Origin of the sequence: Gilvimarinus sp. 2_MG-2023, from assembly GCF_030547685.1 — a bacterium.
Lineage (GTDB): Bacteria > Pseudomonadota > Gammaproteobacteria > Pseudomonadales > Cellvibrionaceae > Gilvimarinus.
In genome coordinates, this window is the sequence record NZ_JAUOQM010000052.1 from 88776 (window position 1) to 111452 (window position 22677).

Here is a 22677-nt window from a genome sequence, read left to right on the forward strand (position 1 = left end):
CAGTATCGCACCCTAACCAAACATAACAAGAGAAAGCAACGTGTATGAATCTAATCGATAGTGGCGTTATCCTGGTGTTCACCATACTGGTGCTGGGGTGCGGGCTGAGCTTTTCTCGCTCGGGGAAAAGCATGAACAGCTTTTACGCCGCGGGCGGCGCGCTACCCTGGTGGATGAGCGGATTATCGCTGTTTATGAGCTTTTTTTCGTCGGGCACGTTTGTGACCTGGGGCTCTATTGCCTATAGCCAGGGTTTTGTCGCCATTACCATTCAGTGGACCATGGCGATTGCAGGCATCCTGGTGGGTTTGTATATCGCACCTCGTTGGAATCGTACCAAAGCGCTAACGGCCTCCGAGTATATTCGCGACCGTTTGGGCGTACGGGTACAAAAGACTTACACCTATATTTTGCTGCTAATCGGTAGTTTTTCTACTGGTGCGTTTTTATACCCCGTCGCCAAGATTGTCGAAGTGAGTACCGGCATTCCTTTGTCGCTGAGTATTGCCATTTTGGGGCTGGTTATCTTGGCTTACACCGCCGTGGGCGGGTTGTGGGCGGTGATTGTGACCGACATTTTGCAGTTTGTGGTGTTAACCGCGGCGGTGATTATTGTTGTGCCGCTGGCGCTCGACCGGGTCGGGGGTGTTAGTGGTTTTCTCGCTCAGGCTCCGCCGGAGTTGTTCGCGCCGGTAAGCGGTGATTATACCTGGACCTTTATCGTGGTTTTTGGGCTCTACAACCTGTTTTTTATCGCCGGCAACTGGCCTTATGTACAGCGCTATACCTCGGTTGCGACACCGGAGGATGCCAAAAAGGTGGGGCTTTTGTTTGGCGGTTTGTATTTTATTAGCCCCCTAATATGGATGTTACCACCCATGGTCTATCGGGTATTAAACCCGGATTTAACCGGTTTGGCCGATGAAGGGGCCTACCTGCTTATCTGCAAAGAGATACTGCCGGTGGGTATGTTGGGCCTAATGCTCGGGGCGATGATTTTTGCCACATCCAGCTCGGTTAATACCGCTATCAATTTGTTCTCTGGGGTGATTGCCAACGATATTTATAAAAATATCCGGCCCTCGGCCAGTGACCGGGCGCTGGTGAGAGTGGGCCGTCTGGCTACTGTTGCTCTGGGTTTAATTACCATCGCGGTGGCACTGTTTATTCCCAAGATGGGAGGCATTGTTTCTTTTGTATTCACAATCGCCGCCATGACCGGTGGCGCACTGTTTTTACCACCGGTGTGGGCATTGTTTTCAAAGTATCAAACCGGGGCCATGTTGTTGAGTGTTTCGCTGTTTACCTTGGCGGTGAATGCCGTTTTTAAATTTGTAGTTCCCGCGCTCTGGGGGATGAGCCTTAACCGTGAACAAGAAACCCTGTTGGGTATTGGGTTACCGGTATTGCTGCTTGCGGTTAGCGAGTTAATGGCCCGGCACCGCGGCCTTGAGGCGCCTCAATACCAAAAGTACAAGGTGCTGGAGCAGGCCAAACATGAGGCCGCTGCCAGTGTATCTCAGTCCCAGCATCAGGCTGACAATCGGCACGGCTTGCGGGTGATCGCCGCCGGTGTCTTTGCCATTGGCCTGATTATGCTGGCGCTGTCGGTGATAGCCGAGGCTAGCGCAATTTTAGTGGCTGCAATAGCAGGCTTAATTATAGCGCTGGGCGTGGCTATGTATTTTCGCCAGCGACAAAACAAAGACGTTTGGAGTAAATGATGAGCGATACCCATCAAGATACTGAGCATGGGGCCTTCCCCTGGGATATTCCGGCAACCAGGCCCGATCGGCCCTTAAGTAAGGCTATGGAGCGGTTGTACCGCAACTATATAACGCCGCGCCCGGAAGACAACCCCTTGTTCACCAGCTTTAAGTACACGCGTATCAGCGGGTTTGATTATGGTGCAGAAGATGGCCGGATCTCGCGGCGCGATCCATCTAAAATAATCTGCGCGAACGGCAAATATTATATCTGGTACACCAAGCGTGATACTGTCTCTGCGCCGCGCGGGGCACAAGCTTGCACCGAGACCATCCCGTCCATGGACTGGGATTTAAGTGATATTTGGTACGCCACCTCGGAAGACGGTTTTCACTGGCAGGAACAAGGTCTGGCGGTTGGCCGACCCGACAGACCTAAATTGGGATGGCGCTCGGTGTCTACGCCCGATATTCTGGTTTGGAAGGGCAGGTATTATCTGTACTACCAGGCGTTTGAAGAACCCAGTGGTTTAAAGGGAGACCACTGCCCGGTAAGCGTATCGGTAGCCGACTTGCCCGATGGCCCCTGGACACCCTGTGGCGATGCGGTCATTCCCAATGGTGCGCCGGGTGAGTGGGATCAATTTTCCATTCACGGTCCGTATCCTATTGTCATCGATAACAAAATTTATATTTATTACAAGGCCGCGTTTGGCGATCGGCCGGACTACTTGGTGGGCAATGGTGTGGCTATTGCCGACGACCCTCTGGGCCCTTTTGTGAAACACCCTCTTAACCCGGTGTTAAATTCCTGTCACGAAACCACGGTGTTTCGTTTTGGCAAAGGCGTTGCCGCTTTTGCGATACGCAATGGTATCGAGAGCAACACCATTCAGTACTCACCCGACGGTATTAATTTCGATATTGCGGCGGTCACCGCACTTATGCCGGTGGGCGCAGGCCCTTATATTCCCGATGTGTTTCACAGCGAAGGTGAAGGGCAGGGTTTTACCTGGGGGTTATCGCATTTTTGCGATCACGATAAACCCGACACTAAATTCAGTTTTTTAGGGCGGTTTGACTGTGATTTACGCAACCAGATTCCGCGCTCGAATATTGCCAACAATACTGAAATTAAATGGTATCCCGAGGTATGTTTTTCGCAAAGCTTGCCGGCCGAGGTAAAAGAGGCACGAGCTAAACAAGCAAGACAGCATGCACTTGCTAACCACACAAGAGCTAAACAATGATTCGTGAACAATTTAGTGAGAAACCGCGAGCCAATAAACGCACCGATTTGAGCGCCGATGTAGTCGTTGCCGGTGGCGGCTTGGCCGGCGTGTGCGCTGCCATCAGCGCCGCGCGCGCCGGTGCCCGCGTGATTTTAGTGCAAGATCGCCCCGTACTGGGTGGCAACGCCTCCAGTGAGGTGCGGCTGTGGGCCCTGGGCGCAACCTCCCATATGGGCAACAACAATCGCTACTCCCGCGAGGGCGGGGTGATCGATGAAATCATGCTGGAAAATACCTACCGCAACCCTATGGGTAATCCGCTGATTTTTGACGCCGTACTTCTAGACAAAGTCGTGGCCGAGCGCAACATTACCTTGCTACTCAATACCGCGGTGTACCAGGTCAACAAAAGTGAGTCGCGACGCATTGCGTCCTGCGATGGTTTTTGCAGTCAAAACAGTCTCCACTATCGCTTAACGGCGCCGGTGTTTATCGACGCCACCGGCGACGGTCTACTGGCGTTTAACGCCGGGGCAAGCTTTCGTATCGGCGCCGAGGGGCGTGACGAGTTTGGTGAGGGTATGGCACCTTGCGAGGCCAACCGCGAGCTCTTGGGGCACTCGCTGTTTTTTTACAGCAAACGGATGAACCATCCGGTTCACTATCAGGCGCCGGACTTTGCCTATAGCCACGAAGAAATAGGCGCTTTACCGCGCAGTAAAAATATTCAAAGCGGCGACTCGGGCTGCAAATTCTGGTGGCTCGAGTACGGCGGCATCAAAGACACCAATTACGAGACAGAAGACATTAAGTGGGAGCTTTGGAAAATCGTCTATGGTATTTGGGACTATATTAAAAACAGTGGCCGTTATGAGGATGTAGAAAACTTAACCCTCGAGTGGGTGGGTACCATTCCCGGTAAACGAGAAAGCCGTCGCTTTGAAGGCGAGTATATGTTGACGCAACAGGATATTGTCGAGCAGCGCGAGTTTGACGACGCCATATCGTTTGGTGGCTGGGCCATTGATTTGCATCCGGCCGAGGGTGTTTACAGTGATAAGCCGCCCTGTTCGCAATACCATGCCAAAGGTGTTTATCAAATTCCCTATCGCTGCTTTTTAAGCCGCGATATCGACAACCTTTTGCTCGCCGGGCGTATCATCAGCGCCAGTCATATTGCTTTTGGTTCCACTCGGGTGATGATTACCTGTGCCCACGGTGGCCAGGCCATGGGGCAGGCCGCCGCCATGTGTGTGGAAAACCAGTGTGACCCTAAAGCGTTGCTGGCACCGCTCCCCATGGCGCAATTGCAACAACGTTTGAATCTTACCGGTCACGGCCTGCCCGGTATGGCGCTTAGTAAAGAGCACTGCCTAAGTCACCGGGCGGAGGTCAGTGCCAGCAGTACCTATGAAGGGTTAACCCTGGGGGCGGCGACCGGCTGGACGCCGCTTAGCCAGTCGCTGGCACAGATGCTGCCACTGAGTGGGCGCGAATTTCCGGTAGCGCGACTACGGGTTAAAGCCGAAGCCGCCACCGAGCTTACCGTGCAACTGCGCGTTAGTGAAAAAGCGCAAAACTATACACCGGAAACCACGTTAGCAAGCCAAACCTTGTCGTTGGGGCCGGGCGAGCAGGAGATCACGCTGGAGTTTAACGCTGCGGCCCCGACTAAACAGTATGGTTTTATCTGCTTTATGGCGAATGACAATATCCAGTTGGCCACCACAGAGCAACGCTTAAGTGCCGTGGCCACGGTGATGCATAAAGAGCATAAAGCGGTTTCGAACACCGGCAAGCAAGAGGCACCCGCCGGTAGCGGTATCGACGAATTTGAAATCTGGACGCCCGAGCGTCGTCCTGGCGGTAAAAATCTGGCGTTGCACTTTGCCCAGCTGCTGGATTTATACCATCCTGAGAATCTCAACAACGGTTTTACCCGGCCTTGGCTGGGCACCAATGCCTGGGTGGCCTCGCCTGATGATGTTAAACCTCAGGTGCATTGGCGCTGGCATGATTCGGTAAGTATTCAAGCCGTACGACTGTTTTTTGATTGCGATTACGACCACGCGCTAGAAACGGTCTTGATGGAGCACCCCGAAAACCACATGCCATTCTGCGTGCGTCAATATCGGTTGTTGGACGATCAAGGCCGGGTGCTTTATCAGTGCTCGGATAATCACCAAAGCGTTAACCTTGTGCGTTTTGATCAACCGGTGACTACCCGAACCTTGACGCTGGAGCTTGAACACCCCTCAAACGAGGTGCCGGCGGGGCTGTTTGAAGTCTATATTCACAGTGACCAGGCAACCCAGGCTAAATAATGAAGCTTGCCACGGACCACACTGCCAATGATGCCCAGCGGCTTTCCCGCTGGGTGGCGCGTGCCCGTGGCGGTGACATCAAGGCGTTTGAATATTTGGTTAGCCAGCAGCAAAGCCTGGTACGCAGTTATTTGGCTAAGCGCACAGATTACAGAGCCGACGTGGATGATTTAGCCCAGGAAAGCTTTGTACTGGCTTGGCAAAAGCTGGCCACCTTGCACGACGACGCCGCGTTTAGTGGTTGGGTGTTGTCTATTGCGCAAAATCTTTTGCGCAATCACCACCGAAAACATGCCAGGCTGGCACCCACCGAGCCAGATTTACTGGCGCAACTGCTGGATGAACAACAGCAACAGCACCCGGACGAGCAAGAGGCCGAGTTAAGCCTGCTGCGACAATGTCTGCTTAAACTGGATCACCCAGCGCAAAAAACACTCAGGCTTTATTACCGCGAAGGTTATAGCTTGCAGGAGTTGCGCGAGGCTATGGACGTGGCGCACTCGACGCTCACCATGCGATTAAACCGCTACCGCAAAAAACTGCGCGACTGTATTAACCGAGGCCACTGACACCATGATAAGCCCGACCGATTCACAGCTGATTGAGCGCTATCTGGCCGGCGATAAAAGCGCCCGGCAAGCGCTTATTGAGCGGATGCAAAACGATGCAGAGTTTAAAGCGCAACTCGCGCAACAGAGGGATATGCACCGCTTACTGGCTTACGCGCATCAGGCAAGCTCTGGCGATGCTTTTACCGCGGCGGTATTACAAAGAGTGCAGGCCGGGCCCGCTGAGGCCTCTAGCCGCCGTTACGGTTGGTGGGCAACCGCTTGCGCTTGCTTGCTGGCCTGTGTGGTAGCGGTTTTTTATACCTTAACCGCGCCCGTCAGTGTGGGCAGTATCAGCAAATTGGCGGGCACCGGGGTGGAATACACACCGGGCCAAAGTATTTCTGCGGGCGAGTTTTATCTGGACGCAGGCTACGCCGAAATCACACTGACTAACGGCGTGGTACTGCTGTTGGAGTCGCCGGCGCGACTGATGTTTGAAAACGCCGATCGCTTAGTGCTGAGTGAGGGCGCCCTGGTTGCTAAAGTACCGCCCGAGGCGACCGGCTTTGCGGTGAACACTCCGAGCGCCAACATTATCGATCTAGGTACCGAATTTGGTGTCGCGGTGGACGACACAGGCGCCTCTCAGGTGCATGTGCTTGAAGGCGAAGTCAAAGTAAAAACGCCGGGCTCGCAAGAGTATGAAAACCTCTATCAGGACGATGCCCGAAGCTTTGATTTAAATCAGCAAATGGCGGTTATCCAAAGTCAGCCCAATCGTTTTATGCGCACGTTACCGGGGCGGCGCTATCAGCAACCACAGTATTTGCACTGGTCTTTTGACGATGCAGGCCCTGATCATAGCGGGACGTTTAACTGCGCCGGCCCAGGCATTGGTCAGCAGTGCTTTACCGCTCAAGCTCGTACCCTGCAAGGCGACAACGCACCACCTGCGTTAATTGAAGGCGCCTTTGGTGAGGCGGTATGGTTTAACGGGGCCGATCAATGGTTGGCTACCGAGTTCCCGGGCATTGGGGGCAATAAACCGCGCACGGTAACCTTTTGGGTGAAAGTGCCCCAAGACTTTGCACCCCATCAGGGGTTTGGCATTCTCAGTTGGGGCTTGTCCGATAAGCTATCTGCCTGGCAAATTTCTATAAATCCGTTGGATGTCAGTGGGCCGCTGGGGCGTATCCGGGTGGGTACCAACGAGGCGGAAATCGTCGGCACCACCGATTTGCGCGACAATCAATGGCACCATGTGGCGATTGTGTTGTTTGGGGGCGATAAAGCCGATTTATCCACCCACGTATTGGTTTATATCGATGGTGAACTAGAGCGCAGCTATAGCAAATCCATCGCGCGCGTTTCTACCGAGCTCAACCACCCGCAATCCAAACCTTTGATGATGGGGCGCAACATCGCTTTTAGCGACCCAAACAACCGCCAAAGAACCAATCGTTTTTTTCGCGGCGGAGTCGATGAGGTATACCTTTTTGATACAGCCTTAACCCAGCAGGATATTAATAAACTGATGCGCACCAATGCCCTGACGCATTGAATGATCACTACCAATCTATAAAAGGTATTACACAATAACGTTATGAAACTAAAAAAAAGAGCGAGTTTAATCGCACAGACGAACATGTTTTTAACCGCGTTGCTAATCACCGCCTGTAGCCATGTCAACGAGGATTCGCCCAAACAGCAACGGCTTATGGATTTTTCTGAGAAGGCTGATATCAATCATATAGCACCTCTAGCCGCCTCGGTAAGCTACGCCGAGCTCGATGGGGGCGCCGCTCAAATCGATCTGCACTCTATATCAAATCATATCGCCGGTTTTACCATTCAACCCGATAAACCTTGGGATTTTAGCGATTTTAAAGCACTTGCGTTAACGCTGGATATCGCCAACCCAACGGATGAATCGGTCAGTATGTATGTGAGCACCAGTGACAAAAATGGCGATTTTCAAATGCGCAGCTTTGTGGTGCCAGCGCAATCGAGCCAGCGCTATGTTATTGATGTCGACGTGCCCGAGCTTACCACTGAGACGGGCATTCGCTCCAACCCCGAGAGTTGGGATAACCCCTATCAAGCGCTTATTTGGCGCGGCGGGAAAAAACAATTAGATACCTCGGCGATTACCGGCATTCGGTTTGATGTGCGCGGCGCACTGCGCGATAAAACACTTATCGTCGATAACGTAACAGCAATAGAGCCCCGCGAATTTAAAGATGATTACCTAAAAGGCCTGGTAGACTCCTTTGGCCAAAATGCCAAAATGGACTTTGCGCAAAAAATCGATTCAGTGGAGCAGCTGCGTCTCGTCTCGGACGTCGAACAGCAACAGCTACAAAGCGGCCCGCTGGCCGATCGCTCGCGTTATCATGGCTGGCGCGATGGGCCTAAGTTAGAGGCCACTGGCTTTTATCACACCGAAAAGTATCAAGGGAAGTGGAGCCTGGTGGACCCAGAGGGCTATTTGTTTTTCTCAAATGGTATCGCCAATGTGCGCATGGCCAATACCTCGACCATGACGGGTTACGATTTTGACCACGAGCTTATACCCGGGCGCAGTAGCAATGACTTTACCCCGGAAGACTCTTTAGGGTTAAACCGGGTTCCCGATCAGGCATTGTCAAGCCGCTACGTTAGCTCGGCGCTGCGTGCCGATATGTTTACCTGGCTACCCGATTACCAGGAGCCGCTCGGAAAGCACTTTGGCTACCGCCGGGAGGTGCACTCGGGGGCAATGGAGCGCGGTGAAATCTACAGTTTTTACCGTGCCAATCTGGCCCGAAAATACCGCACCCACGATACCGCCACACTAATGCAGCAATGGCGCGATACGACCGTTAAACGTATGGAAAACTGGGGCTTTACCTCGTTTGGTAACTGGGTAGACCCCGGGTTTTACGAGATGCAAGACTACCCTTATTTTGCCAACGGTTGGATTATCGGCGATTTTAAAACCGTTTCGAGTGGTAATGATTATTGGGGTGAATTGCCGGACCCGTTTGACCCGGTCTTCGCGGAGCGAGCCTACGCCACGGTGCAAAAAATCAGCGAGGAGGTCGCCAACAGCCCCTGGTGTGTGGGTGTGTTTATCGATAACGAAAAAAGCTGGGGCATTATGGGTTCGGTCGAGTCTCAGTATGGCGTTGTGTTAAATACGCTGACGCGCAAGGCAAGTGACAGCCCCACTAAAGCGGCGTTTGTGGCTTACCTTAAACAGCACTATGGCAGTATTGATGCACTTAACAACGCCTGGGGTACTCAAGCGGCGAGTTGGCAAACCCTGGAAGAGGGCATTGAACTTAACCGCTATACCGATGCGGCGCTTGCGGACATGGCGGCAATGCTCGAGCTCTATACCGCCGAATACTTCCGTATTGTCGATGCGGCCATGGACGAGTTGATGCCCAATCATTTGTATCTGGGGGCGCGCTTTGCCGATTGGGCCATGACCCCCGAGGTGCGTCAAGCGGCCGCGCCCTACGTTGATGTAATGAGCTATAACTATTACCGCGAGGCCGTAAGCGATGTGTTTTGGGACTTTTTAGCCGAGCTGGATATGCCCAGTATTATTGGCGAGTTTCATAATGGCGCGCTGGATTCAGGCCTACTTAACCCCGGTTTAATCCACGCCGAATCCCAGCACGATCGCGGCGTTAAATACCAAGAGTATGTTAACAGCGTGATCGACAATCCCTACTTTGTGGGCGTGCATTGGTTTCAGTATATCGACTCGCCTTTAACCGGCCGTGCCTACGATGGTGAAAATTATAACGTGGGCTTTGTCAGTGTCACGGATATCCCTTACAAGCCTTTGGTTGATGCCGCCCGCGAAGTGAATCAATCGCTCTATAAACGTCGCTACGACTAGCAGGGTGTTAAGTATCGCCCTGGTAGGCCATGCGCAAAGTTAGGTAACAGTTCGCTGCGCCAAAACGCCCAGCTCTGCGGTGGAAAACTTGAAATAGGCCCACTATTACTGCGTTTTCCCTCTTGATCTGGTCATTTTGGCTGTGTTCCTTTGTCACCTAACTTTACGCACGACCCACGGTCATAGTGCAGTGTTAGATAGCCAGAGCGAATGTCGTAACGCTGAGCCGCCTTGCTCATAAGCTTGCAGAGCCAAGCGTTGAACAACCCGCGATCAGGCCTGAAGAATAAGGGATAAACTGAGTTTACACATAATGCAAAACTCAATCGACAGTGGTGTCATTTTTTGTGTTTCAGCACACTAAGGTTTAGTGCCTTAAATTTCACAGGATATGATTATGTTTGTGCCGCCTCGCCTCCGCGTGTTTTTTGTCTCAATTTTATGCATTGGCTTGTTGCAAGCCTGCGCTAATCAGCCAGATACAGAAGTTGCGAGCACGGCTAGCGACGCTCGAGTATCGCTAGCAGGACAATGGCAATTTCAGATTGATCCGTATAAACGCGCCAGTGACGAACAGTGGTGGCAAGAGCAAACAGACACTAGCAACTGGGACAAAATTGCCGTGCCGGGCGTTTGGGATACTTATGATCGCTACAGCGATTACATGGGCGACGCCTGGTACCGCACTGAATTTATCGCGGATAAAAGCTGGCACGCCCAACAAGTAAGATTGGTTTTCGACAGTGTTTACCACGACGCTGAAGTCTGGCTCAACGGTCAGTATCTAGGTGAAAATAAACTGGGTTTTATGGCCTTTGATTTCGACGTATCCAATCACCTTAGACTCGGTTCTAACAATACCTTAATCGTCAAAGCTAATAACCGCTTTAGACGCGGTGCGGTATGGAATTGGGGCGGTATACGTAGACCAGTTTACCTCGACATACGCCCCCAAACTCATATCAGTAAGGTGTATGTGAATGCGCAGCCGAATCTTGCCACAGGTAGCGCCAAGATTAATCTAAAAGCCTTTTTGGCTAACCTTAGCGAAAAGCCCGTGAGTGTGACGGCTGACTTTAGCGTAATGCGCGACGGCGAACTCGTTGCCCACTACCCAGGCGAGAAAGCGCTAACGATCGCCGCAGGTGAGAGTGCCGAGCTTGAGAAACAGCAAGTGCTCGCCGCAGAGAAAGTCGCTTTGTGGCATTTTAACCATCCTAACTTGTATCACATTAAAACAACGCTGCGTATTGATGGCGAAGCGGTACACCAGCACAAAGACCGTTTTGGTATTCGTAAGGTGGAAGTTAAAGATCGCAAGTTCTATTTAAACGGCGAGCAAGTGCGTTTAGTTGGCTTGAATATGGTGCCGGAAGATCGCTTTGACGGTAACGCCCTGCCTTTATCACGTATAAAAGAAGATGTGGATCTACTTAAAACCCTCAACGCTAACTTTGCGCGTTTATCGGGCCCGGCACTGCCGAAAGAATACTTAGATTACCTGGACGAAGTCGGCTTCCTTGTGGTTGAAGAAGTAGCTCTATGGGGTAAAGACTCCCTCGTTGACCCTGATCACCCTCTGCCTAAGGAATGGCTAGAACGCTTAGTATCCGATAACTACAACCACCCTTCTGTGGTTGCTCGCAGTGTCGGTAACGAAATTGGGGATCTGACTAAAAACCCGAAAGTAATGGAGTACGTAGAAGGTGCCATTAAGCACGCCAAAGAACTCGACCCTAGTCGCCTTGCTGTTTATATTTCGTATTCAGCCGATTATCAAAAAGATGATCCATCTCGATTCTCTGATATCGTCATGTTCAATAAATATAACGATCATGAAGAGCGCTTAAAAGTAGTGGATTCCTATTACCCTGAAAAACCTATTTTCTTTTCAGAAATCGGCACCCGCTTGGACGGTGTCGACCCGAACGAATCCGTATTAGACGTAGAAGCGTTAATGGGACCGCTGCGTAACTACCCTTATTTAATTGGCACCTCACACTTTGCCTTCAATGATTACCGCAGCACCTGGTATGATGAAAAGCCAAGCTGGACAACGGACTTTTCTCAGAACCGTGCCTGGGGTGTACTGACCTCTTACCGCAATAAAAAACGGTCGTTCACCAAATTGCAAAAATTCTATTCGCCGTTGGAAGTGTTCGACCTTGATAGCCGCTCAGGGCAAACATTGATTCACATTCGTTCGCGCAGCTTAGATAGCTTCCCTGCCTACACAATGCAAGGTTACCGCGTAGTTTGGCAAGCGTTTAATGATCAGGGTGAAAGCCAGGCGATCGGCCAGTTTTCGCTGCCAAGCTTAAAACCCGGCGATACCGCACCGTCTTACACCTTGCCGTACTCTGGCGATTACGCCACCCTGAAAGTCTCATTATTAGCACCTAAAGGTTATGTTGCTCACGAGATACGTCACGACAAACGCATTGCACCAGCGGCAAGAATTAGCAGTACTCATGTGTCAATCGACACTATTCGCGTGCACTTTGAACGCTCGCCCCTTGCACGTGAGTATCAACTTATTGCCACAGCAGCAGATGGTAAAGTGATTGAAGGTAAGGCCACTATTAACAGTTTTGCAGAAGTCAGCGGCCTGGAACCACAAGCAGAATATGATCTACAACTAATCGCCATTAATGACGCGGGAAAGAGCCAATTCAGCGACACACCCGTTAAAGTAAGTACCGCACCCAACGAATTACCGCCGATTATCTGGGCCACTGAAGGCAAGCGCGACGCCTTTCATATTGGTTTTTCTGTGGATAAGCAGGATTTTGGTTTTGAAATTCAATACGGTTTAGAGCCGGGTGAATACAGCCACAAACACATCATTCAAACCCGCGGAGCTACTCGTGTACCAGCCATCAAAGCCGGTGCTACGCATTACTTTCAATTAAGACGTCTGATCACGGGCACCATCGACAGCGACTGGAGCCCAAGCCATAAAGTGGTCTTGCAAGGTTTAGACGGTTTGTTGCCGCCAGAAAATACTTTGGCACTGACAACCGAAACAGGTTTGCTTATTCAACTAACGCCTGTGCGCAGCGCAACCGGTTACCGTATTGAAGCAACCAGCCAAGATGGGGAAACATTAACAATGGATAGCAGCTTAGCTTATTCGCCTTATATTACGGTTGATGGAGCTCAGTGGAAAAACGTCAACGATTTACGTATTGCCACCCTTAACGAACAAGGTCAGTTAGGTGAATTTAGTAGTGTACAAAGCGTTACTGGAAGCAAATAAGAGAACAAATTAAAAAGAAATAACGGGAATAAGATGAAGTTTATGTGGTGATAGTTTTACTATGAAGAGCGTCACTGTCGGGCAGAAAAAGCTCCGCGGTAGTACCGCGGAGCCGGAGTTTTATAAAAATTCGTCAAAAAAATCGACGTGGTTGTTTAAGTGGTTAAAGCCAAAAATCCAGGTGTTTTCAACGGTATCTGAGAAGTCCATGCCACCGTTTTGGATGTTGGGGTTTTTCCAGCCCGGGTGATGGTCGATGCTGTAATCGGCCACGCGCTTGGCTTCGGCCCAAATAGCGCCTACACGGGAGTGGTTTAACACACGGCTCCACTGGCTGGTGTCCGAGCTGTTAAAGCCGGGGCTGCCATTGCCGCGTGAGTTACCATCGCTAATTTTTTGGTAATCAGTATGGTTGCGCACATAGGTCAAATCGGCTGGAGTGGTTTTATCCTGGTTCCACTCACTATGCTGGATAATATGAATGCGGCTATTGGTGTTGATGCCGCCCAGGTTTTGTTTTACTCGACGCACTAAGTCGGCGCTGAAATCCGATTGTCCGGCCTCCTGAATCCAAATGTCGCCGCCGTTATTGAGTACATCCGCGACTTTTTGGTACACGGCGTTTAGCGCGCCCGCGTAATTGCTGTGGGCATCGGACCAGCGGTTGGCACCAAAGGCAATGTTAAACAGGTGGTCGGCCTCAATAAAGGTGCCGCCCTGTGTACCGTACGCGCCGGCTACTGCGTGGTAGTTAACCGCGCTAAAGCGCGAGTCGCTTAAAATGGTGCCCACAGCGGCTACCGTGTGGATATCATCCGGGTCGGGGCGGCTGTCAAAGTTAACCAGCAGCAGATCCTGCGCCGGGTCAAAACGGCCGATCATGGGTTTCGGTGTAGTGTCAGAGTCCTGCGCCAATTCAATCCAATTAATGTTGAAATTACCCGCCTGAATTTGCACCCGCAATGTGTGTGCACCGGCACTTAAGTCACCCAGCGCAATCTCTTGGGTTTGCCAGCTCTGCCAGCCTCCGGTGGCGCCAACGCTGGCGGCATTGCCGCGGGCCTGGCCGTCTATCTCAAGCGTGTACAAACCACCGCCGGGCTGCGACGCAACTCGGACGTTGGCTGAGTAATTACCCGCTTGCTGTACATTAATATCAAACTCTAGCCATTCGTTGGCGGCCGTCCAACCAACGTTATATTCACCGCCGTTATCGGCGGTGTTTTGAATATCCACACCGTCTTGGCGGTACTGGCCGCCTAAGTTTTGCGCGGTGGTATCCGAGTAACGGTGATAGTCTTGCGCCTGAATAAACCCAGGTACTGGGTGGCTGTTATCGGGCACTGGGTCGGTGGGATCTTGCTCGCCGCAGGGTTGGCTGCCGCACATGCACACACTAAACAGCGACTGGCTGTTGGCGCAGTCGGTCGCCTGCGGGCCAAATTCATTCTTACATTGAGCGGTGTAATTGCACTGGTCTTGGGCAAGGGCATGGGTGCTAAAGCCGCTGCACAGGGTGATGATGGCGGCTGCACGCGTTAGGTAACGTGTCATAGTCATAGGTGGCTCCGTTAAAACATTAAAATGTTTCGGGTATTGTTTATAGAGGATGCATGGCGAGAGTGCCATGCGCGACCATAGTAGTTTTAACGAAGTGTGGTAACTGTCTAATTGTTCACAATTAATAGAGCACGTAAAATATTTGACACAATATCAAACAAATCGGCAGGTGAATTCACATTAATTGAGACTACGGTTTAAGCCGACTAGTCTGAGAGAGATTAAAAATTTCGGTTTAAATCACTATCAAAATCCATCGGTAAAATAGACCGGGATAAAATAGAGAGTTAGAAGTATCAGAAGTGTAACTTGATTGCATTCGTTATCTTCCAATATAGCATTGACTGAGAATAGGTGTCGTTTTACCCGTATTCTACAGCAGCTAGTTAATACCACCTGTTTTGGGTTTCTGTAGAAGTATTTTTTAGATAGAGGATGATGCAATAGTTTAGGTGGTGACGATTGGACTACCAAAAAAAAGCCCGCACTAAGGCGGGCTTAAATCATACGAATGGAGAATTAATTCATTAAGGTAGTTCAATTAAGCGTACGTTATCGATACGGTGATTTTTACCTTCCCCCCAGACGTTAACACCTACATGTAGCTCCAATGCCCGAGTTTCCCAGTCGGTAATACTCGTGTTGCGATCGGGGTCAATAACGGTAACAAGGTTATTGTTGGCCGAGTTGTTTTGGAATATACCCGAGAAGGCACCGCCTGCGGTAGTAGTTTCATTGCTCGCATCGGATGGATCAAGGATAGAGGCGCGGAAGTTAACGGGGCCGGTAAAATCGTCAATTGCAACATCCATACTTAACACATATCGGTGACCATTTTTGATGGTGCCGGCCGGCAGAGGAAGTATCTGGCGTTTGTCGCCACTGGGGCCTGTTACCAATTCGCCATTTGCCACCATTGCACCATCAACGAGCGTCCAGTCTCCTGCACCATTAGAGAAGGTCGCGTTTTCTTCACTAATGAGATTATTGCCTGGATCAATGGAGTATTTGTAGAGGGTTAATTCGTCCATTTCAATGGCATTGATGCTGGCTTCTATATTGATTTTGACATTTTGTGCACCGGTAAAACGAATGGCGTGAGTGCGCGGGTTGTAGCCGTGTGCAAACCAACTATTGTACGCGAGTACAGCGCCGACTTCGTCACTAGTGTCACCGGAAATACTCATGGGGTACCCACCCCAAGCATCGCCTAGTGCGGCGCGTGCTTCCAGGATATAACCTGCGCCATTTTCTAACGCGTTTCCTGTGAGATTGGGAGAGAGTTTGTCGCCGGTAATCATGCTCGCAAACTGCGCACCGCTAAAATCCAGTCCAAATGCTGAGGTGGTGGTTATTGTGGGAGTGCCTTCGCTAGACCAGCTATCGAAATCACTTTCAAAGCCACCATTATTCAGTAGGTTTGCCGTGGCTGCACCAGTCACCGTTACGTTTAATGTGTTGCTAACGGTATGTTCATCGTTACCATCATTAAACTCGTAGCTGTAACTAAAGGTTTTGGTTTCACCTTCAGCTACATAGGCGGCAAAGTCAATGCCATCAACACCGAGGTTAACGCCTTCAGAACGGCTGAACTTAAGAGCCGGAGCGCCGTTGGTGGGAGTGAAAGAATCCCAGTCTATTGTAAGTGCATCGCCATTAGGCTCTAGCACATAGGCGGGGCTGGCGAGGCTGACTCGCTTTAAGGCAGAGTCAGTGTCGACTGTAACTTCAACAGGGTTTAGTACAATTGGCGCGGCGGGCTCGTCGGTGGCTTTTACGATAACGAAAGTGGCCGTACGCTCTAAGCTATGGTTGTGATCTTCCACATGGTAAGTGTTATCACGGAAGATTTCAGCTTCGCCTGGCTGTAGGCCATTGAGCACGGTAGTGGTATCAATGGTCAAAATACCAGTTTCTGCATCGATAGTGTAGAGCCCACTTTGTAAGTTATCGGCCGCTGTGAAGTTCGCAATCGATAACGGCTCTTCGTCTTGATCTACAACTCCTGTGAGTAAATCAAGCTCGGTATTGGTTGGATCATCGACTAAGATAAATAGGTCATCAAACTCGGGGGCGGCGTCTTCACCGGTAACGGTAATTGTCGCCGTACGGGCAACGCTATCTTTGCCATCGCTAATGTTGTAAGTGTATACAATTTCACGAGTTTCGCCCGTGTCGATATGTGGTGCTATTTCATCGGGTGATACTCCTACACGGACTACTTGGCTACTATCAAAACCTGTGGTGTCATCCAAGCTGGCCTTGAGATCACGTACACGCAAAATGTCGCCATCTGTATCAACGGCATCTTGCAGTAAGTTCACCATACGAAATGCGTCTTTCTCGCTCAAGGTGAGGCTGATGTCACCGCTGTGAGTGGGCGCGCTGTTGGGGCCAGAGTTGGAGTTGTCATCGTTGTCGTTATCACCACCACAGCCGACTAGAGCCAGGGCGATAGCGCTCGACAGGAGCAATTTTTTTGTTGTAATGTTTTTCATGTTGTTCACCATTATTCTTGTTGCGAGGGCGGGATATACCCGCCCTGAGCATTGTGAGTCTTAGAAACGTGCGCGCAGACCTAAACGATAAGTGATACCAGTTTTGTACTCTGCATAAGTGCGAGACTTAGTAGCATTACCGTCCAGAGGATTACCTTCATCGACGGCCACAAAGCTGTAACCGGTCGCGGAGTCTGGATCGTTAACGCGTGTAACTTCCAGTTCGCGGTTGGTGAAGTAAGAGCGGAAAGCGGCATCCGTCAAGTTAATCGCCTGGAAGGTCAGGTCAATGTTCTCACTAATGGAGTAAGTCGCCGACAGGTCGACTTGATCGCGGCCTTCGTTCCATAAGCTGCCTTGGTTCCAGGTGCGCCCTTGGAGCCCAGTATTCGTGTCAGTACCCATGAGTGAGTCGCTAGAGCCTCGGTAACTAACGCGGAACTGATGACCATCCTGCTCCCAGAAAGCGGTTAGGTTGTAAGTGTGCTCAGGAGTGTCGGCCACAGGGTAGGCCGGCAAGAGTTCATCCGGGTTAAAAGTCGAATACTGTTGATCGTACTCACTGTCTTGGTAGGTATAGTTAGCCTGTACACCTAAGCCGCTTAAGAAGTAGCCGGGTAAAAAATCGTAGGTTTGGGTATAGCCAAGTTCTACACCGGTAATTGAGGCACCCTTGCCGTTGTACAATTTGCTGGCACTGTAAACACCACACAAATCACGTAAGTCATCGCTAAAGCGGTTTGGATCGCCTTGTTGCCAGCCGTAATCCGCTGTAGCGCGTAGTGGCATACAGCTGCCGAGTGCAGAATCATCACCGGTACCCCAAGTATCAACGACCAAGTCTTCTGGGTTTACAGTGCCTTCCAGCTCACGCAAGTCGGTCATATACACCAATGCAGATTCGGTATCAGTAAAGTTGCTCATATCTTTGTTGAAAATGGCAGCACTGATCATGCCTGTATCGTTGAAATACCACTCTAATGAAACATCGATGTTCTTTGATTCAAGCGGTTCAAGTTTGGTGTTGAACTGTCGGAATGTACCCACATTTTGACCGGCTGCCCAGTAACCTGATTCATTGATGCTAAAGCCTGAACGCAAGTTGTCGATGGCAGGGCGGGTCATGGTTTTAGATATAGCAAATCGGCCGACCAAATCATCGGTAATAGCGTAGTTTAAGTTTAAGCTCGGCAGAATGTTGTCGTACGAGTGTGAGTTTTCTGAGGCGAAAGACTTCAGTTCATTGTTGGTTGTGTTTACAAACTCGTGCGCATTGGCATCCGGCCCGTCGATTGCGACGCTCGGATCGTAAGTGACACCTGGATTAGCGCCGTTTTGAACAAAACCACCATCGCGTAGGGTCGAGACATCGGCGTAACGCCACATGGTGTACCAGCCAAGCTCTTGCTCAGGGTCTGTGCCGCCATTTTGTTGATAATCTGCCCAAGCGGCGTAACGAGGATCGTGACAAGGACCCTGATCTGGAATGGCGGTCCAACCTGATGGATCGGGGCCGCTAGAGGTGTCCCAGCCAGTACCGTCGACGCGCTGGAACTTGTTCTCGTAACCTAGACCGTCGCCAGTTGGGTCGGAGAATATTGGAGCACGACACTCGGGTAACGAGGTATCACGTAAATCGCGTAGGTGTACTAAGTCAAATTCGCGCTGTAAGGTTTCGTCATGCTGCCAAAAATCGATACCACCAAAGCCTGTGGCTTCAATCTCAGTTTCGACGTAACGGACACCGATATCACCGGTTAAGCGGTCGTCAAAATACGAGAAGTTAGCTTTAAGGTACAGGGCAGAGGTATCAATGTTGGTGGTGCGAGTCTCGGTACGATCGGGAGTTCGAACCGTGTTTTCATCATCCAGCACTAAATTCTTAGCGGCCAGTCCATCGACTGGAATCCAATCATTCGCGCCGCCGGTATAGTAGCCCAGTGAGCCCATAAAATCGTCGTAGTCAAGGCCGTCTCGGGCAACGCTTTCGGCGCGAACATCGCGTAGGGCGCCACCAGGAATTACAACAGGAATGCCGTCTTCATCAAATACAGCCTCTGTTTTGGTAACACTGGAAAAGTTAAAGTCTTGGTTGTCTACAAACTTTTCACGCTCGGTCACTTTGGCGCCAAACTCTAGGGTTGTTACCCCTAGTGTGTCGATGTCCCAATCAAAATCGATTTGAGCATTTTTTAACTCATCGGTCACGTGAACTTCATCTTCAGACAAATATCCTACGTTTTGCGATGTAATGTCGGCGGGGTTGTAACCAGTGTAGCCAATATTGTCTTCGTAGCCCGGGACTTCTGCAGTACTTTCTATTTGATCGCCTAAGTCGATAAAGCTATCACCGTAAACGAGATTACATTTGCCAGAGGTGCAATCGTAACCGGTCGGTTGTATGTTTTCCCCCGCATCCCACAGTACTTGTACGGGAACCTCGACAAAGTTTTGCATAACTGCGTAAGCGTTGGGCAAGCTGTCGGCGGTACTTTTAGAGTAACCAATTTTGGCTGCGGCGCGGAAGGTGTCGGTAAATTCGTGCGAAAAATCTAGTGTTGCGCTGGCGTTTTCTTTGTCATCGCCACCAACTGATGAGAGAACATCGCCTATTCCAAAACGGTTGATGTTTTTAGTAAAGGTATTGGTGTCGGTGTCGATGGTGTACCAATCTTGTTGCGGATCGGTAAATGGTGCCGCCGGACGGTAATTTGAAGAGATGGACTCTAGGCCTTCGACGAAGTTGTTGTTGTTGGCGCGGCGAGTCTTAAAGGCATCGAGCTGTCTTGTTTCTTCTTGAGCGGTGTAAGTACCGTTAAACATCACTTCGGTACGGTCAGTGGGTGCCCACTGAATACCGAGTGTGCCGCCGGTACGATCGTTAGTGTTCGTGTTTTGCTCAAAAAAGGTGCTCGTGTGTTGAATGCCGCGTGCGCCAGAGATAATCTCACCGTGCTGGTCGCGGGCTACATCAATGGTTCGTGAGGCTTCAAAGTCCTCAACGCGATATTGGTCACGACGCCAAGTATTGGTTTCATCAAACAGCGTTACCGCTACACCTAGAGTATCGTCTAGAAATGTATCAGAGGCAGAAAACTGGATTTTGTAGTTATCTTCTTCGCTGTAGTCGTTATACCGCCCTTGTAATGTTAGCGAGCGAACATCTTCGGCTTGGTCTAAGGGGCGGACGGTTACCAAATTGATGGAAGCGCCCAATGAGCCTTCATCGTGGTCCGCACTAGGGGTTTTGAAAACCTCAAGCTTGGAGAGTATGTCGGATGAGTAAGAACTTAAATCTACCGCTTGGCTGAAATCGGTCGAGGTCAATTGTTGACCGTTGAGCGAGATGTTGTTTTGGTTTGCAGATGCACCGCGCACAGTCACTTGGGCGCCTTCACCGTTGCGGGTAACAATCGACACACCGGTGACCCGGCCCAGCGCATCGGCGATGTTCTGGTCGGTGTTTTTACCCATATCTTCGGCGTTAATGGTATCCATTATTTGTTGGGCGTCGCGCTTGTCGTCTATCGACTGCTGCAATGCACCACGGATACCGGTTACGACAACCTCTTCCAGAATGTCGGTCTCGGCTGGGTTGGATGAATCTTGCGCAAATGTGTGAATACTGTGCGCTGCGAGCACGGCGGCTGTGAGCGCCGTTAACTTAAAGCGGTTATTAGTCGACATCGTGAACTTCTCCACTTGTGTGTATTATTTTTATGTCTACCGGACCTTATAAGGCCAGCGGTAAGAGCAGATAAAGAAACCGAATGTGGGGGAGGCCCCAGAGATTCGAAATTTCCATACCCTTATACTTATTCAGAGTCGCCGGATTGTCAATAGATAATTGTCAACAATATGGGTTTTGGGCCAATGAGCTTTAGCGCTGTCTTAACAAGTTCGTTTTGTAATCGATATAATGTTGACAATTCTGAATATGTATGTAAGCTTTTTGCTATAGACCGCATTTTTCGTGCTTGCAACCAGTAGCGTTGAACGTAGAACAATAAATAATAAAATCACGAGCTATCTAATCCTTCGGGTAGGCTCCTTAATAGCAGGGGTAGCGTGATTATCATGGAGTGTAGTCTATGGGGCACACAATTGCTGTAATCGTGATTGTTGGTGGGGGTACTGCCGGTTGGCTAACGGCGGGCTATCTGGCGGCGGAGCACCGGGAGCGGGTGGCGCAAGGAGATTTACGTATTGTTTTATGCGAATCTCCAAATATTCCCACGGTTGGCGTAGGTGAGGGCACATGGCCCACAATGCGTTCGACTTTGGCTAGGCTTGGTATTTCTGAAACCCAATTCATGGTTCGCTGTAATGCCACTTTTAAACAGGGGTCAAAATTCTCTGGCTGGCGCCACAATAACTCCTCTGAGCATTGTTATTACCATCCTTTTGCTTTTGCACCTGGTGCTGAAGACGGCTCATTAGCGTCATACTGCGCCCTAACCAACCAGTGGCAGGGTTTTTCGACACTATTTGGGGCTCAACAGAGTGTTTGTGAGGCACAGCTCGCGCCTAAAAATATAACTCACGCCGAGTTTGATGGGGCGTTAAACTATGGTTACCACCTCGATGTAACGGCATTTGGAGTGCTGCTGAGTGAGCACTGTCAGAGTGTTCTTGGGGTTGAGCATATTGTGGCCGACGTGCAAGAGGTGCTGCAAGATGAATGTGGCGCCATAACTGCGCTTCGTCTACCTGATAACCAAGAGCTAAAAGGCGATTTATTTGTTGATTGCACGGGATTTAAATCGCTATTGCTAGGTGATGCGCTTAGGGTCCCATTTCGTTCTGAGGCGCATTACTTGTTTAACGACACCGCCTTAACCACTCATGTAAATTATCCCGCACCTGACTCAGAAATAGATTCTTGCACACACGCCAGGGCAACTTGCCACGGCTGGATTTGGGATATTGGCCTGCCTCACAGACGAGGAGTTGGGCATGTGTTCTCGAGCGGCTACGCCGATGTAGAGCAAGTTGCCACTACGTTGGCCAATCATTTGGGCACCGATGAGGCAGGCCTGGATTTTAGGAAAATATCCTTTGCCCCGGGGCGTCGCGATCGGATTTGGCAGGCCAACTGCGTTGCTATTGGTTTGTCTGCTGGCTTTGTTGAACCCTTGGAGGCTTCGGCGTTGGTGATGATCGAGTTGTCGGCTATGGCGCTGGCTGAAGGGCTGCCGCGGCATACTTCACAGCTACCGATCATTGCTAAGCGATTTAATGCGGCTTTTTTGTATCGCTGGGATCGTGTGATTGATTTTTTGAAGCTGCACTATGCGCTGTCAGAGCGCGACGATTCTCAGTACTGGCGCGATCACCGTAAGACAACTAGTCTGCCCGAGTCTTTACAAGAGTTGCTGACGTTGTGGCGTTATCAAGCGCCGCGCAGTAGCGACTTTCCCATGGCGCGAGAAGTTTTTCAGTCGCTTAGCTATCAATACGTACTGTCGGGGCTTGGTTATAAGCCAGATCTTGGCCGCGAGCCAACGCCTGACTTAATTGAACGCGCGCAACATGCTATTGCTCATAACCAGCAAGTTACAAACCAACTCATTCACCAGCTGCCGGGCAATCGGGAGCTGATTAACAAAATACACCGCTATGGGTTATCAACTATTTAGTCGTTAGGAACTTGGT

General features: G+C 50.6%; 11 protein-coding genes. 8 read left to right on the top strand and 3 right to left on the bottom strand.

Going from position 1 to position 22677, the window contains the following annotated elements:
* Nucleotides 1-44: 44 nt before the first annotated feature.
* The 7 genes from Q4526_RS15715 to Q4526_RS15745 all read left to right on the top strand — a co-directional run bounded on the left by Q4526_RS15715 (nucleotide 45) and on the right by Q4526_RS15745 (nucleotide 12964).
* Complete coding sequence (locus Q4526_RS15715) at nucleotides 45-1724, top strand: sodium:solute symporter family protein (RefSeq protein WP_215978061.1); 1680 nt, start codon at nucleotides 45-47, stop codon at nucleotides 1722-1724.
* The gene (locus Q4526_RS15720) at nucleotides 1724-2956 is read left to right on the top strand and encodes a glycoside hydrolase (RefSeq protein WP_215978062.1); all 1233 of its coding nucleotides are present in this window, start codon (nucleotides 1724-1726) and stop codon (nucleotides 2954-2956) included. Before Q4526_RS15715 ends, Q4526_RS15720 begins: the two co-directional genes overlap by 1 nt.
* Nucleotides 2953-5262 carry an FAD-dependent oxidoreductase gene (locus tag Q4526_RS15725; RefSeq protein ID WP_215978063.1) on the top strand — a complete coding sequence of 770 codons (2310 nt, stop codon included), beginning with the start codon at nucleotides 2953-2955 and terminating at the stop codon, nucleotides 5260-5262. Before Q4526_RS15720 ends, Q4526_RS15725 begins: the two co-directional genes overlap by 4 nt.
* On the top strand, nucleotides 5262-5831 hold the full coding sequence (locus tag Q4526_RS15730) for an RNA polymerase sigma factor (RefSeq protein WP_215978064.1): 570 nt from the start codon (nucleotides 5262-5264) through the stop codon (nucleotides 5829-5831). Before Q4526_RS15725 ends, Q4526_RS15730 begins: the two co-directional genes overlap by 1 nt.
* A 4-nt stretch (nucleotides 5832-5835) precedes the next feature.
* Nucleotides 5836-7374 (top strand): LamG-like jellyroll fold domain-containing protein, encoded by a 1539-nt coding sequence (locus Q4526_RS15735; protein WP_215978065.1) that lies wholly within the window; start codon nucleotides 5836-5838, stop codon nucleotides 7372-7374.
* Nucleotides 7375-7416: 42 nt separating this feature from the next.
* Complete coding sequence (locus tag Q4526_RS15740) at nucleotides 7417-9705, top strand: beta-galactosidase (RefSeq protein WP_303609692.1); 2289 nt, start codon at nucleotides 7417-7419, stop codon at nucleotides 9703-9705.
* 397 nt (nucleotides 9706-10102) lie between these two features.
* Entirely contained in the window at nucleotides 10103-12964 is a 2862-nt protein-coding gene (locus tag Q4526_RS15745; protein WP_215978066.1) for a sugar-binding domain-containing protein, read from the top strand.
* Nucleotides 12965-13084: 120 nt separating this feature from the next.
* Here the strand turns inward: Q4526_RS15745 and Q4526_RS15750 are convergent, their stop codons facing one another.
* The 3 genes from Q4526_RS15750 to Q4526_RS15760 form a co-directional block, all read right to left on the bottom strand.
* Complete coding sequence (locus tag Q4526_RS15750) at nucleotides 13085-14524, bottom strand: carbohydrate-binding protein (protein WP_215978067.1); 1440 nt, start codon at nucleotides 14522-14524, stop codon at nucleotides 13085-13087.
* Between the two features lie 527 nt (nucleotides 14525-15051).
* The gene (locus Q4526_RS15755; RefSeq protein WP_215978068.1) at nucleotides 15052-17022 is read right to left on the bottom strand and encodes a hypothetical protein; all 1971 of its coding nucleotides are present in this window, start codon (nucleotides 17020-17022) and stop codon (nucleotides 15052-15054) included.
* 60 nt (nucleotides 17023-17082) lie between these two features.
* Entirely contained in the window at nucleotides 17083-20709 is a 3627-nt protein-coding gene (locus tag Q4526_RS15760; RefSeq protein ID WP_215978069.1) for a TonB-dependent receptor, read from the bottom strand.
* Between the two features lie 404 nt (nucleotides 20710-21113).
* Between Q4526_RS15760 and Q4526_RS15765 the strand changes: the two genes are divergently transcribed.
* Nucleotides 21114-22661, top strand: coding sequence for a tryptophan halogenase family protein (locus Q4526_RS15765; protein ID WP_215978070.1), 1548 nt, complete (start codon nucleotides 21114-21116; stop codon nucleotides 22659-22661).
* The last annotated feature ends 16 nt before the right edge of the window (nucleotides 22662-22677 follow it).